The organism is Acidobacteriota bacterium, assembly GCA_016716715.1.
Classification (GTDB): domain Bacteria; phylum Acidobacteriota; class Thermoanaerobaculia; order UBA5066; family UBA5066; genus Fen-183.
The window spans coordinates 354,404-367,806 of the sequence record JADJVE010000003.1; the positions used below are offsets into that span (position 1 = coordinate 354,404).

9 protein-coding genes are annotated in these 13,403 nt (G+C 70.4%); 5 read left to right on the top strand and 4 right to left on the bottom strand.

The features are described 5' to 3' along the window. The first annotated feature begins 19 nt into the window (after positions 1-19). Positions 20-3,358 carry a PD40 domain-containing protein gene (locus tag IPL89_06455; GenBank protein MBK9062822.1) on the top strand — a complete coding sequence of 1,113 codons (3,339 nt, stop codon included), beginning with the start codon at positions 20-22 and terminating at the stop codon, positions 3,356-3,358. Between the two features lie 10 nt (positions 3,359-3,368). Here IPL89_06455 and IPL89_06460 read toward each other — a convergent pair whose 3' ends face one another. From IPL89_06460 to IPL89_06470, 3 genes are read right to left on the bottom strand one after another with little or no spacing between them, the layout of a single operon-like run. Beyond that, complete coding sequence (locus IPL89_06460; GenBank protein MBK9062823.1) at positions 3,369-5,006, bottom strand: NAD-dependent malic enzyme; 1,638 nt, start codon at positions 5,004-5,006, stop codon at positions 3,369-3,371. A 59-nt stretch (positions 5,007-5,065) separates the two neighbouring features. Next, complete coding sequence (gene rsmH / locus IPL89_06465; protein ID MBK9062824.1) at positions 5,066-6,205, bottom strand: 16S rRNA (cytosine(1402)-N(4))-methyltransferase RsmH; 1,140 nt, start codon at positions 6,203-6,205, stop codon at positions 5,066-5,068. Beyond that, the gene (locus tag IPL89_06470) at positions 6,202-7,959 is read right to left on the bottom strand and encodes an alkaline phosphatase family protein (GenBank protein MBK9062825.1); all 1,758 of its coding nucleotides are present in this window, start codon (positions 7,957-7,959) and stop codon (positions 6,202-6,204) included. The genes rsmH and IPL89_06470 overlap by 4 nt, the downstream gene beginning before the upstream one ends. Positions 7,960-8,047: 88 nt before the next feature. Here IPL89_06470 and IPL89_06475 point away from each other — a divergent pair, with 88 nt between their 5' ends. Together IPL89_06475 and IPL89_06480 are read left to right on the top strand one after the other, a co-directional pair. Further along, positions 8,048-8,671 (top strand): DUF47 domain-containing protein, encoded by a 624-nt coding sequence (locus tag IPL89_06475; protein ID MBK9062826.1) that lies wholly within the window; start codon positions 8,048-8,050, stop codon positions 8,669-8,671. A gap of 11 nt (positions 8,672-8,682) precedes the next feature. Beyond that, on the top strand, positions 8,683-9,669 hold the full coding sequence (locus IPL89_06480) for an inorganic phosphate transporter (protein ID MBK9062827.1): 987 nt from the start codon (positions 8,683-8,685) through the stop codon (positions 9,667-9,669). 18 nt (positions 9,670-9,687) lie between these two features. Here the strand turns inward: IPL89_06480 and IPL89_06485 are convergent, their stop codons facing one another. Beyond that, positions 9,688-10,311, bottom strand: coding sequence for a hypothetical protein (locus tag IPL89_06485; protein ID MBK9062828.1), 624 nt, complete (start codon positions 10,309-10,311; stop codon positions 9,688-9,690). Between the two features lie 69 nt (positions 10,312-10,380). Here IPL89_06485 and IPL89_06490 point away from each other — a divergent pair, with 69 nt between their 5' ends. Both IPL89_06490 and IPL89_06495 read left to right on the top strand, forming a co-directional pair. Next, the gene (locus IPL89_06490; GenBank protein MBK9062829.1) at positions 10,381-11,565 is read left to right on the top strand and encodes a class I SAM-dependent rRNA methyltransferase; all 1,185 of its coding nucleotides are present in this window, start codon (positions 10,381-10,383) and stop codon (positions 11,563-11,565) included. 37 nt (positions 11,566-11,602) lie between these two features. Further along, the gene (locus tag IPL89_06495; protein ID MBK9062830.1) at positions 11,603-13,378 is read left to right on the top strand and encodes a VWA domain-containing protein; all 1,776 of its coding nucleotides are present in this window, start codon (positions 11,603-11,605) and stop codon (positions 13,376-13,378) included. The last annotated feature ends 25 nt before the right edge of the window (positions 13,379-13,403 follow it).

The window sequence follows — 13,403 nt, forward strand, 5'->3', positions numbered from 1 at the left end:
CGGCCGTATTCTCCAGTCGATGAAGAACCGCCTGAGCCTCTTCGCCCTCCTGCTGCCGGTGTGCCTGCTCTTCCCTTCGCCCCTCGATGCCGCCGGGCCCGACGGCCCGCCCGAGGCGCGGCTCCTGCGCTACCCCGACGCGTGGGGCGATTTCGTCGTCTTCACGTACGCAGGCGACCTCTGGCGCGCGCCCATTGCGGGCGGCGCCGCGTACCGCCTCACGACGCACGCGGGGCAGGAGGTCTTCCCGAAGATCTCGCCCGACGGAAAGTGGATCGCGTTCTCGGCCGAGTATTCGGGGACGCGGCAGGTCTACGTGATCCCGGCCTGGGGCGGCGAGCCGAGGCAGCTCACGTTCTACAACGACGCGGGGCCGATGCCGCCGCGCGGCGGGTTCGACGACTGGGTGATGGGCTGGACGAAGGACGGAAAGATCCTCGTCCGGATGAACCGCGTCCCGTGGAACAGCCGCATGGGCCGCTACTTCGTCGTCGACCCCAAGGGCGGCCTCGAGACGCCGCTGGAGATCCCGGAGGGCGGCTCGGCCTCGTTCTCGCCGGACGGGACGAAGCTCGCCTACTGCCCGGTGGACCGCGAGTTCCGGACGTGGAAGCGGACGCTCGGCGGGCGCGCGCAGGACGTCTACGTCTACGACTTCGCTTCGAAGGCGTCCGAGCGCGTCACGGACTGGAAGGGCACCGACAACTTCCCGATGTGGAACGGGGACACGATCTGGTTCACGTCCGACCGCGACCACACGCTCAACCTCTTCGGCTACGACGTGAAGACGAAGAAGACGCGGAAGGCCACGGCTTTCACGGACTTCGACGTGCTGTGGCCGTCGCTCGCCTCGGACCGGAGCGCGATCGTCTTCATGAACGGCGGGCACGTCTGGCGTTTCGACCCGAAGACGGAGAAGGCCGCGAAGGTCGCGATCACGCTCGCGTCGGACCGCGCCCCGCTCGGGACGGCGTGGAAGGACGTCAAGGAGTTCGTCCGCGGCGCGAGCCTCTCGCCGAGCGGTGCCCGTGTGATCCTCGAGGCGCGCGGCGACCTCTTCAGCGTGCCCGCGAAGGACGGCCAGACGCGCGCCCTCACGGACACGCAGGGGGTGCGCGAGCGCGCGCCCGCGTGGTCGCCCGACGGGAAGCGGTTCGCGTACCTCTCGGACGCGACCGGCGAGTACGAGATTTGGGTTCGTGCGGCCGACGGCTCCGGCGAGCCGAAACAGGTCACGAAGGACGGCGCGCCGTGGAAGTTCGACCCGGCGTGGAGCCCGGACGGCAAGAAGCTCGCGTACGGCGACCGGAGACACCGCCTGCGCGTCCTAGACGTGGAGTCGGGCGCGATCGCCGACGTGGACACGGGCACACGAGAGGACCTCGACACCTACACGTGGTCGCCCGACTCGAAGTGGCTCGCCTACGAGAAGAGCCACCCGACGCGCCTGCCGGGGATCGCCGTGTGGTCCGCCGACACGAAGAAGACGTCTCTTCTCGGCGACGGGCTGACGCGCGACCACAACCCCGCGTTCTCGGCAGACGGCAAGTACCTCTTCTTCCTCTCCGAGCGCGACTACCCGCTGGTCTTCTCGGCGTACGAGTTCAATTACGTGTACCCCCGCGCGACGCGCGTCTACGTCGCGGCGCTCGCGGCCGGCACGCCGTCCCTCTTCCCGCCGAAGAACGACGAGGAGAAGGGGACGGACGCGAAGGACAAGGCCGAGAAGGACAAGACGGACAAGTCCGAGAAGGACGCCGACAAGAAGAAGGACGAAAAGCCGGACAGGAAGGACGCGTCTCCGACCGTGGTCGACGGGGACGGTTTCGTCCTTCGCACGCAGGCGCTGCCGGGCGTCCCCGCGGGCAACTATCCGGAGATGGCCGCGACCGCGGACGCCGTCTGGTACGCCCGGGGAGGAGACGTTGACGGCGGTGCGGCCGGGCGCGCCCTGTACCGCTTCGACCTCAAGGAGCGCAAGGAAGAGAAGGCGCTCGACGGCGTCGCCGGCTGGGAGCTCTCCCGCGACGGCAAGAGGATCCTCTATCGCGCCGGCTCCGACTGGTTCGTGACGGACGCCAAGGCGGCCGCAAAAAACGGTGAGGGCAAGCTCGACCTCTCGGGCCTGAAGGTGAAGCTCGACGTCGCGGCCGAAACGAAGCAGATGTGGGACGACGCCTGGCGCATCGTCCGCGACTGGTTCTACGACGAAAAGATGCACGGCGTGGACTGGGCCGGACTGAAGAAGCGGTACGGCGCGCTCGTCCCGTACGTCGCGCACCGCGCCGACCTCGACTTCCTCTTCGGCGAGATCATGGGTGAGCTCGAGGCGGGGCACACGTACGTCGCGAACGGCGACGAGCCGAAGGTGCCGCGCGTCGCGGGCGGGATGCTCGGCTGCGAGTTCGCGGCCGACGCGTCGGGCCGCTACCGCATCGCGAAGGTCTTCGCGGGCGAGAACTGGGACGACGGCTGGCGCTCGCCGCTCACGGAGCCGGGCGTGGGCGTGAAGGAAGGGACCTTCCTCCTCGCGATCGACGGCCGCGACCTGACGACGGCTGACAACCCGTACCGGCTCCTCGAAGGCAAGGGCGGAAAGCTCGTTTCCCTCCTCGTCTCGGACAAGCCCGCACGGGAAGGCGCGCGCACCGTCCAGGTCCGGACGATCACGTCCGAGCAGAACCTGCGCTATCTCGACTGGGTGAAGAGCCGCATGGCGATGGTCGATCGGCTCTCCGGCGGCAAGGTCGGCTACCTCCACCTTCCGGACACCGCGCAGCCGGGCAACCGGATGCTCCAGAAGCTTTTCTACTCGCAGGCTTCGAAGCCCGCGCTCCTCATCGACGACCGCTACAACGGCGGCGGCTTCATCCCGGACCGGATGATCGAGGTCTTCTCGCGCAAGACGCTCGCGTTCTGGGCGCGCCGCGGCCTCGAGAGCAACCGCGCGCCGGGCTTCGCGCACGACGGCCCGAAGGCCATGCTCATCAACTCCTATTCGTCGTCGGGCGGCGACGCGCTGCCGTACTTCTTCCGCGTGAACGGCCTCGGACCCGTCATCGGGATGCGCACGTGGGGCGGGCTCATCGGGCTCTCCGGAGGCCCGTCGCTCGTGGACGGCGGGGCCGTCCAGGTCCCGACGTTCCGGATCTACGACCGCGAGGGGAAGTGGGTCGTCGAGAACGAGGGCGTCGCGCCCGACATCGAGGTCTTCGACGACGCCGGCTCGCGCGTGAAGGGCGGCGATCCGACGCTCGAGAAGGGCGTCGCGGTCCTCCTCAAGGAGCTCGAGAAGCCGGGCGCGTGGAAGGACCCGAAGGCCCCCGTTCCGCCCGACATGGCGGCGCAGAAGCCCTAGGAACGGAGCGTCAGGGTTCCTCGTCGTAGGCGGGGAACCACTGACGCGCCACGACGCCGGCGCGAAGTTGCGCAGCGGCGGCGGCCGGCGCGAGGCCCTCGCGCACGGCCGCTTCCGCGACCGCGCACGCGACCTCCACGGCCACGCTGCGCAGCTCGCCGAGCGGCGGCAGGAGCGACGCGGCCGGATCCGTCAGCGCGGGCGACAGCTCCGCGAGGCGCCGGGCGGCGGCCAGCAGCATCCCGTCCGAAACGCGCCGCGCGCCCGCGGCGGCGACGCCGAGGCCGACGGCCGGGAAGATGAAGACGTTGTTGCACTGGGAAATGATCCACGCGCGCCCGCCGAGGACCGCGGGCGGACAGGGCGAGCCGGTGGCGACGAGCGCGCGCCCGTCCGTCCACTTGATGAGGTCCTCGGGGCGCGCTTCCGCCCGCGCGGTCGGGTTCGAGAGCGGGAAGATGACGGGCCGCGGTGTCTTCGCCGCCATCGCGCGGACGATCGCCTCCGTGAAGGCGCCGGCCGCCGTCGAGAGGCCGATGAGGGCCGTAGCCTCGACGCCGCCGATCACGTCCGCGAGGCCGACGGCGCCGCGGTGCGTGCGCGGCCAGCTCGCGACGTCCTCCGCCGCGCGCGCGTAGACGCGCTGCTCGGGGGCGAGCCCCGCCCGCGTGTCCAGGAGGAGGCCGTCCACGTCCACGATCCAGAAGCGACGGCGCGCCTCGGCGTCGGACAGTCCCTCGGCGACCATCTCCGCCCGGAGGGTGTCGGCGACGCCGATCGCCGCCGAGCCCGCCCCGAGGAACACGATCGTCTGCTCGGGCAGGCTGCGGCCCGCAACGCGCGTCGCCGCGAGGAGCGCGCCGAGCGCGACGGCCGCCGTGCCCTGGATGTCGTCGTTGAACGTGAGGAGCGAATCGCGGTAGCGGTTCAGGAGGGGCCGCGCGTTCGGCGTCGCGAAGTCCTCCCACTGGAGGAGCGTCCCGGGCAGCTCCGTCTTGACGGCCTCGACGAACTGGTCGACGAACTCGAAGTACGCCTCGCCCGACACCCGCTTCTGGCGGAAGCCGAAGTACTGCGGGTCGCCCAGCAGCTCCTCGTTGTTCGTGCCGACGTCGAGGACGATCGGAAGGGTGCGCGCCGGCGGGACGCCGCCGATGAGCGTGTAGAGCGTGAGCTTGCCGATCGGGATGCCGAGGCCGCCGACGCCCTGGTCGCCGATGCCGAGGATGCGCTCGCCGTCCGTCACGACGACGACGTCGACGTCCGGGTTCGGGCGGTTGCGCAGCAGCTCGGAGATCGAATCGCGCATGTCGTAGGGAATGAAGAGGCCGCGCGGGCGCCGGTAGATGTGGCTGAACTGCTGGCACGCCTCGGCGACGACCGGCGTGTAGACGATCGGCAGCATCTCCTCGATGTGGGCGAGGAGGAGGCGGTAAAAGAGGATCTCGTTCGTGTCCTGCAGGGCGCGCAGCTGGATGTGCCGCCCGAGGGGCGTGCGCTTGGCGAGAAAGGCCTCGTACGCGCGGACGAGCTGGTCGTCGATCGTCTCGATCTGATGCGGCAGGAGGCCGTGGAGGCCGAGGCGCGTCCGCTCGGCGGCCGTGAAGGCGGTCCCCTTGTTCCACGCCGGAGACTGCAGGAGCTGCATCCCGCGCAACCCTTCCGGGCGCCTGTGCGCAGAGCTGGAGTTCGGCATGGCAGCCTACGTTAACCCGGAAGTGATCGGGTGGCACGCACCGCCCAGCGCAGCTTGGCGGCGGAAGAGCGGGGGTTCTTGCCCCGCTCTTCCGGCGTCGCCCGGACGACCTCGTCCGCGACGCGCGCGTAGAGCCCCGCTTCGAGGCCTGCCTTGAAGGCCTTTTTCACGCGCCGGTCCTCGCCGGAGTGAAACGTGAGGACCGCGGCGCGTCCGCCGGGCGCGAGGCAGAAGGGCAGATCGCGCAGAAACGCGTCGAGGGCCGTCAGCTCGTCGTTCACGAGGATGCGGATCGCCTGGAGGGTCCGCTGGAGGGAGGATTTCTTTGCTTCGGACGCATCACGCGAAGTTCGTCCTGCGTAGGCGAGCTCGACCGCAGCCGCGACGTCCGAGGTTCGGAGAAGAGGAAGAGAGAGCGGAAGAGGAAGATTTCTTTGAAGGTGAAGAGGGGAGGGGCCGCGGCGCGCTTCGATCGTCTCCTGCAGCGCCGCGGCGATCCCCGCCGCTTCTGGCTCGTCTGCCAACCTTCTAAGAAAATCTTCAATCTCCTCCCTCTTCATCCGAAGCAAAAGACTTCCGGCCGGTTGCCCTCGCTCAGGGTTCATCCGGAGGTCGAGGGGAACATCGTGCTTCCACGAGAAGCCGCGCTCCGGGTCGTCGAGCTGCATGGACGAGACGCCGAGGTCGGCGAGGATCAGGTCCGCTCCGCGCGCGAGGCCCTCCTCGTCGAGAAGCTTTCGGAGACCCGCAAAATTGCGCCTGACGGTCCGGATGGCGTCGGCGGCCCCGAGCTCGGCGGCTCGCTGCGCGAGCCGCGCGGACGCCTTCGGCAGTTCGACCGGGTCGACGTCCAGCGCGAGGAGCCGGCCGCCGGGGAGGATCCGCTTCAGGATCTCCGATGCGTGGCCGCCGTACCCGAGCGTCGCATCCACCGCGACGTCGCCCGGCGTGGGCGCGAGCGCCTCGAGCACCTCGGCGACGAGGACGGGCACGTGGCTTCCCGCCGGCGTCTTGCCGGAGGCGAGGACCTTCTCGCGCTCCTCGGGATAGCGTGCGGCGTCGCGCTCCTTGTACTTCTCGTCGAACCGCCGCGGGTGCGTCCCCGCGTAGCGCGGGCGCCTCTTCCGCGGCGGTCCGGGAGCCTCCGTCACCGGGGCAGGTCGACCGGCCTGCCGACCGCGTCCGGCAGCGCGACGCCGAGCCAGCGGCCGAGCGTTGGCGCGAGGTCGTAAGGCGTCGTCGCCGCGTCGGAGGCGCCGGCCTTCACGGCTCCCCAGAAGACGAGCGGCACGTGGGTGTCGTACTCGTGGTGCGTGCCGTGCATCGCCCCGCGGCCGGGGTTGTACGAGCTCATGACGCCGAAGCGGGGGATCACGAACGCGTCGCCGGAACGCTCCCTGTCGAAGTCGTTCAGCACGAACGTTTTCACGGGGCCCTCTGGCCACGCGGCGAGCGCCGGGACGGGGAGGACGTCCTCGATCTCCTCCTCCCAGACGCTCTTGACGATCTTCGGAAGGACGCGGTCGACGTCGGCGGACGTCACGGGCGAGCCCGCGGGCCCGCACGCTCCGGCGACGGTCTTGTACGGGAACGCCTTGCTGTAGAAGAGGCTCCAGCCGTCCACCGCGCCGACGATCTTCGCGGAGCGGTCGATGCAGAGCGCGTCGGCGAGCATCCGGTTCAGGCGGTCGCGCGCGTTCCCGAGCGAGTCGCGGCCCGTGTCGAGCCGCCCGCCCTTCGCGTTCTTGTCGAGGGCCTTTGCGACCTCGGGCATCGTCGGGAAGCCGTGGTCCGCCGAGAGCGCGAGGAGGACCGTTCCCTTCGGGTAGTTCGCCTCGAGCGCGTCGAGCACGCGCCCGATCTGGATGTCGAGGCGGCGCAGCGCGTCGCGAGACTCCTCGCTCTCGTCCCCGTAGTCGTGCGCGATGGGGTCGTGCCCCGAGAACGAGATCGCGAGGAGGTCCGGGACGTCGCCGTGGCCGAGTTCGTACCCGGAGTCGTTCAGGAACGCGAGAGCGAGGTCGGCCGTGACGACGTCTATGAAGGGGCTGCGGTAGATGCCGCCGAAGTAACCGTATGGGGAACCGGCCGGGACGCGGCCGTACGTCGAGAGGTCGTGCGGAAAGCCGAGACCGTGGACGGGGAGCTGGTAGCGCGAGACGACGGGTGCGGGAACGGCGGTCGGGTAGGACTTTGCCCCGGGCGTGGCCGCGGGCTCGGGGAGCTTGTCCCAAACGAGGCCGAGCCGCGCGGGCAGCATTCCGCCGGCCTGCGTGTCGTTGTACTTCTTCACGATCGCGGCGGCCGCCGGGGGCGGCCTGTACGCCGCGGACGTCTGGAAGCGCCCCGTCTCGCCGTCCCACCAGTACACGGCGTGTGCCGGGTTCTTCCCGGCGAGGAAGATCGAGCCGCGGTCCTTCGCGGAAACGGACACGACGCGAGCCGCCGGGAGCTTCTCCACGAGCCGGTCGCCGAGCGTCGGAACGCGGAGGTTCGCCGGACCCGCGATCTTCTTGCCGGCCGCGTCCCTCTGGTCGGTGCAGTAGACGTTCACGAGCCCGCCGCCCGGTCCCTGCTCGAACCAGCTGTTCAGGACGATGCCCGTGACGCGCGGCGGCGCGCCCGTGCCGAGAGACGCATGGCCGGGGCCCGTCTCCGTGTTCAGGTGCTGGTAGCGCGCGGCACGCAGGGCGAAGCCCTCGTCGAGAAGACGCTTGAAGCCCGACGTGTAGAGCGGGCGGTAGCTCTCGAGCCGGGCCTGCGAGAGGCCGTCGACCGAGATCACGACGGCGAGCTTCGGCTTCGCCGCCGATGCGGGCGCCGGTGACGCCGGGGCCGCGAGGAGCGCCGGGGTTGCGAGGACGAGGGCGAGGGCCAGCGGGGCCGCGGTGAGACGTCGCGTCATGCGCCCATCCTGCCACGGAGGAGCGTGTAAACGAGACGTTAAGTCCGCATGAAGGCCTTTGGTAATCTCCCCCCGCAACGGAGGCTCCGTGATCAAGCTGTTCCCCCGCGAGGAGACCTTCCTCCCGCAGTTCGTTCGCGCGGCGGACATCATCGTGGAAGCCGCGCGCGCCCTCGACGCGCTGGCCGGCGACTTCACCGACGTCTCTCTCAAGGTCGCCCGGATCAAGCACCTCGAGCACGAGGGCGACCAGGTCGCGCACCAGACGTTCGGGCTCCTTTCGCGCACGTGGATCACGCCGATCGACCGCGAGGACATCCACGCCCTGGTCAAGGCGCTCGACGACGTCCTCGACTTCATGGACGCCGCCGCGAACCGCTTCGTTCTCTACAAGATCCCGGCGCCCCGGGCCGGCGTCAAGCAGGCGACGGAGATTCTCGTCCAGTCGGCGGAGGCGATCCGCCGCGGGATGGGGTTCCTCGGCGACATGAAGAACTCGCCGGCAATCCTCGAGATCTGCGTCGAGATCAACCGGCTCGAGAACGAGGCGGACAGCCTGAACCGGATCTCGATCGGCGCCCTTTTCGACACGGAGAAGGACCCGATCACCCTCCTGAAATGGAAGGAGATCTACGAAGTCCTCGAGGAAGCGACCGACCGCTGCGAGGACGTCGCGAACGTCCTCGAGCAGATCGTCCTGAAGTCCTCGTAGCGCCCACGACGATGTCTTTCGTCCTTTTCGTCGTCTTCGTCGCGCTCGCCTTCGACTTCATCAACGGCTTCCACGACGCCGCGAACTCGATCGCGACGGTCGTCGGAACGCGCGTCCTGACGCCGAAGATCGCCGTCGCCTGGGCCGCCTTCTTCAACTTCGTCGCGGCGTTCGCGCTGGAGACGCGCGTCGCCAAGACGATCGGCAAGGACATCGTGAATCCGGCGGTCGTCGACCCGCTCCTCATCCTCGCGGCGCTCATCGGCGCCATCGTCTGGAACCTCCTGACGTGGTGGTGGGGGCTTCCGTCCTCGTCCTCCCACGCCCTCATCGGCGGCTTCGCGGGCGCGGCCGTCGTGAAGGCGGGCCCCGGCGTCCTCGTGATGCACGGACTCGTCAAGACGCTGGTCTTCATCGTGCTCTCGCCGATGCTCGGCATGCTCCTCGGCTTCCTGCTCTTTCTCGCCGCGACGTGGATCTTCCGGCGGGCGCGGCCCGAGCCGCTCGACAAGGCGTTCCGCAAGGTGCAGCTCGTCTCGGCGGCGGCGTTCTCGTTCGGGCACGGGATGAACGACGCGCAGAAGACGATGGGAATCATCGCGGTGCTGCTCTTCTCGACGGGACACCTGAAGTCGATGGAGATCCCGTTCTGGATCGTCCTGATCTGCCACGCGGCGATCGGCCTCGGGACGCTGACGGGCGGCTGGCGGATCGTGCGGACGATGGGGATGCGGATCACGCAGCTCAAGCCGATCGGCGGCTCGTGCGCCGAGTTCGCGGGCGCCGTCACGCTCATCGGGGCTTCGCTCGGAGGCATCCCGGTGTCGACGACGCACACGATCACGGGCGCGATCATGGGCGTCGGCTCCGTGCGCCGGCTCTCGGCGGTGCGGTGGGGCGTCGCGCGGACGATCGTCTTCGCGTGGATCCTCACGATTCCGGCGTCCGCCGTCGTGGCCGGGCTCGTCTGGCTCGCGGCGTCGGCCCTCGCGCGCTGAACGGGAGCCGCTCGCGGCTCAGGACTTCGGCTTTGCGGGCGAGGGCGCGGGCGGGCGGGTCTGCACGCCGCTCTTCGTGCGGTCGCGCTTCTTGCGCAGCAGCTTTCCGAGCGAGACATTGACCGGGTGGTTCCGGGGGAGGAACGCGACGGCGTTCTTCTCGCGCCACCCGATCTCGCCCCGCAGCTCGAGGAGGATCTGGCTGTTCGGAACCTCCTTGAGACCCCGGTCGATGGCCTGAACCGCCTTGAGGCGGTTGTTGCCCGTCAGCCAGATGCGCGCGAGGTGCGCGAAGTGCTCGGCCTGGTACGGCTCCTTCTGGATCGCGATCTCACAGAAACGGGCTCCCTCCTGGACGCGCGAATGGTCGGACTTCGCGAGCGCGAGGCCGTAGTACGAGAACATGCGGCCTCGGGCCTGGATCCGCGCGACCGGCTCCTCGGCGTCGGTCTCGATCCTGAGCATGTTTTCCTTCAACTCGGGATCGGCGGCGAAGATCCTGTAAGCCTCGGAAAGGAGAACGAGCGCCTTCTGCCACTTCTGCTCGCGCACCGCCGCGACCCCGAGCTTCGTGAGCAGCATCGGGTCGCTTGTGCCGGCTTCCGCCAGCACATGGGCCGGGATCACGCTGTTTTCACGCACGGCTCGCTTTGAAGTGTCGGCCCCCCGCCGCGCGGCGTCAAGGCGCCGCCTCCGGGGTATCGTCGGGGCATGCAGACGCTGACGCTCGCCCGGGGGCGCGAGGCCGCCGCGAAGCGCCGCCATCCGTGGCTCTTCTCGGGCAGCCTCACGCGCGGCGCGCCCGTCCCCGGAGGCGCCGTGGAGGTGCGGGACGCGGACGGCCGGTACGTGGGCCGCGGGTTCGCGTCGCCGTCGTCGCCGATTGCGGCGCGCGTCTGGACGTTCGAGGACCGCCCGCTGGATGCGGCGCTCGTCGCCGGGCGGCTCGACGCGGCCGTCGCGCTGCGCGCGGCCGTGGTCCCGCCCGACACGGACGGCTACCGCCTCGTGAACGCGGAAGGCGACTTTCTGCCGGGTCTCGTCGTGGACCGCTACGGCCGCGTTCTGTCCGTGCAGGCGACGACGGAGGGGACCGAGCGGGCGCGCGACCTCTGGCTGCCGGCGCTCGCGGAGCGGTTTCCCGGCGCGACGATCGTCCAGCGCAACGACCTTCCCTCGCGCAAGGGCGAGGGCCTGCCGCTCGAGGACGAGGTGCTTCTGGGCGGGCCGTTGCCCGCGCGCGCCGCGTTCCGCGAACGCGGGCTGAACTTCGTGGCCGAGCTCGCGGGCGGCCAGAAGACGGGCTTCTTTCTCGACCAGCGCGAGAACCGGCACCTCGTGCGCGGGCTCTCCGCCGGGCGGCGCGTCCTGAACCTCTTCTCGTACTCCGGCGCGTTCGGCGTCGCGGCGCTCGCGGGCGGCGCGTCCCGCGTCGTCCACGTGGACGTCTCGCAGCCCGCGCTCGACCTCGCGCGCGAGAACCACCGCGCGAACGGCCAGCGCGTGGACGAACCCGGTGCCGAAGCCGAGTCCGTCTGCGCGGACGTCTTCGAGGACCTGCGGGTCCGCGCGGCCGCGCGGGAGACGTGGGACCTCATCGTCACGGACCCGCCCGCGTTCGCGAAGAGGCGCGGCGACGTGGACCGCGCCTGCCGCGGCTACAAGGACGTGAACCGCCTCGCGTTCAAGCTCCTCGCGCCCGGCGGGTTCCTCCTCGCGTGCTCGTGCTCGGGCCCCGTGGACGCCGATCTCTTCCAGAAAGTGATCTTCTCGGCCGCGCTCGACGCGGGCTGCGAGGCGCGCCTGCTCGAGAAGCGCGGCGCGGGCCCGGACCACCCCGTGTCGATCGACTGCCCCGAGGGTGAGTACCTGAAGGCGTTCCTCCTCTCGCGCTGACGGGGCCGTGGCACGCGCCGTGCAAAGGCGAGGCGCCATGCGAGTTGCGAGATCTCTACGGGCCTCGCTCCTCTTCGTCTCGTTCCTTTCGTACGCCCAGGTCCCGCCCGAGGCGCCGCGCATGGCGGGTGCCGTGGAGACGTCGCTCGTCGAGATCGACGCCTTCGTGACCGATCGGGACGGAAAGCCCGTGCGCGGGCTCGGGGCCGCCGATTTCGAGGTCCGGGTCGGGGGGCGCCCTGCCGAGATCGCGGGGGTCTCGGAAACCGCGAGCACGGCGGCCGCGCCCGAGCTCGCGCCACAAGCCGCGGAGCCCCTGCGCAGGCCGGCCGAGGAGCCTTCTCGGCCGTTCGTGCCCGCAGCGCGCCCGCCGCGCCACATCGTCCTCTTTCTCGACCGGCTCGAGCTGCCCGACAAGATCGACGCGAAGGGCACGTTCGAGGCGCTGCGCGAGCTCTTGCGCGCCGCCATGGGGCCCGGCGATGCGGCGTCGATCGTGTCGTGGGACCGCCGTGCGAAGGCCCTCGTCCCCTTCACGGCGGATGCCGTGACGCTGGACCGGGCGCTCGAGGCCGAGATGCAGCGGAGCTTCCGCCCTTCGGAAGAGGAGCAGACGCGCGACCGCATCCAGGACGAGTTCGCGGCTTCGGCGACGCAGCCGCCCGGTGCGGGCGCCGCGGCGGGAGAGGATGCCCGCAGCTTCACGAAGCGAGTGGCCGCGGCCGAGGCCTATGCGCGGATCCGGGCAAAAGCGGGCGCGCTGCGCGCGGTAATTGCGACGCTCGGCGGGCTTCCGGGCCGCCGAGTCCTCGTGTTCGCGAGCCAGCGCTTCTCCCTCCTGGCGGGGCTCGAGTTCTTCCTCGACCGCAGGAGCGGTCCGGATCTCCCGGCGAACGCCCGCGAGTTCAACACGCGGGGATTCGTGGATTCGGTGATCGAGGCCGCGAACGCGAACGGCGTCGTGCTCTATCCGTTCTTCCCGACTGGCTACACCGGGGGGCGCCTGTTTCCCGTGTCCGCCGCGGACCGTCCGACCTCCTATCCTCGGATCCAGTCCGGTGTCATGGGCGCGGATGCCGCCACGCGCGTGATGAACGAAACCGCCGCGCTCGGCCCGCTCGCCGAGCAGACGGGCGGCCGACTCGCCGTCGGCCCGGTGGGGGCGCGGGAGTCGGTCGCGGGGATCCTCGGCGACCTCGACCATGCCTACGTCCTGGCGGTGCATTTGCCCCCAGGACGCCTCGGCGCGAGCTTGTCGGTGTCCGTGCGGGCGAAGGACCGGCGCCTCACCGTGCGATCGAGGCGCTCGCTCGTCCTGAAGTCGGCGGAGGACCGCGTACGGGACCGGGTCCTCTCCAACCTGTTTCGCCCGGATAGCGCCTCGCGGATCGCACTCTCCCTCGCGGAGGCCGCGCGAGTCGAGGTCGCCTCGGGGAAGCGGCTCGTGACGATCCCGCTGCGAGTCCCGTTCGAGAACCTCGCGGGCGTGCCGTCGGCGCGCGGGCGGAGAGTGAGCCTCACCTTCTTTGTGGCGGTGTCGGGGGTAGACGGCTCCTTCTCCGAGGTTCTCACTCAGAAAAAGTCGTTCGAGATCCCCCGCGAGGATCTCGATCGGGCGCGGCGGGGCGCCTTCACCTATCGGCTGCCCGTCGCGATCGGGCGCGGCGACGGGAGGATTTCGGTCGGCGTCTTCGACGACGTCGGCCGCGATGCGGGGTTCCTGCTTCTCGAGATCGAAGGGGCCGGCGCGGTCCGTCTCCAGTCCATGGGACGCCCCGGGGTGGCACGGGTCCTGCTGCATCGCGTCGCATGAAATGCTTCCGGACGCTCCTCGCTGC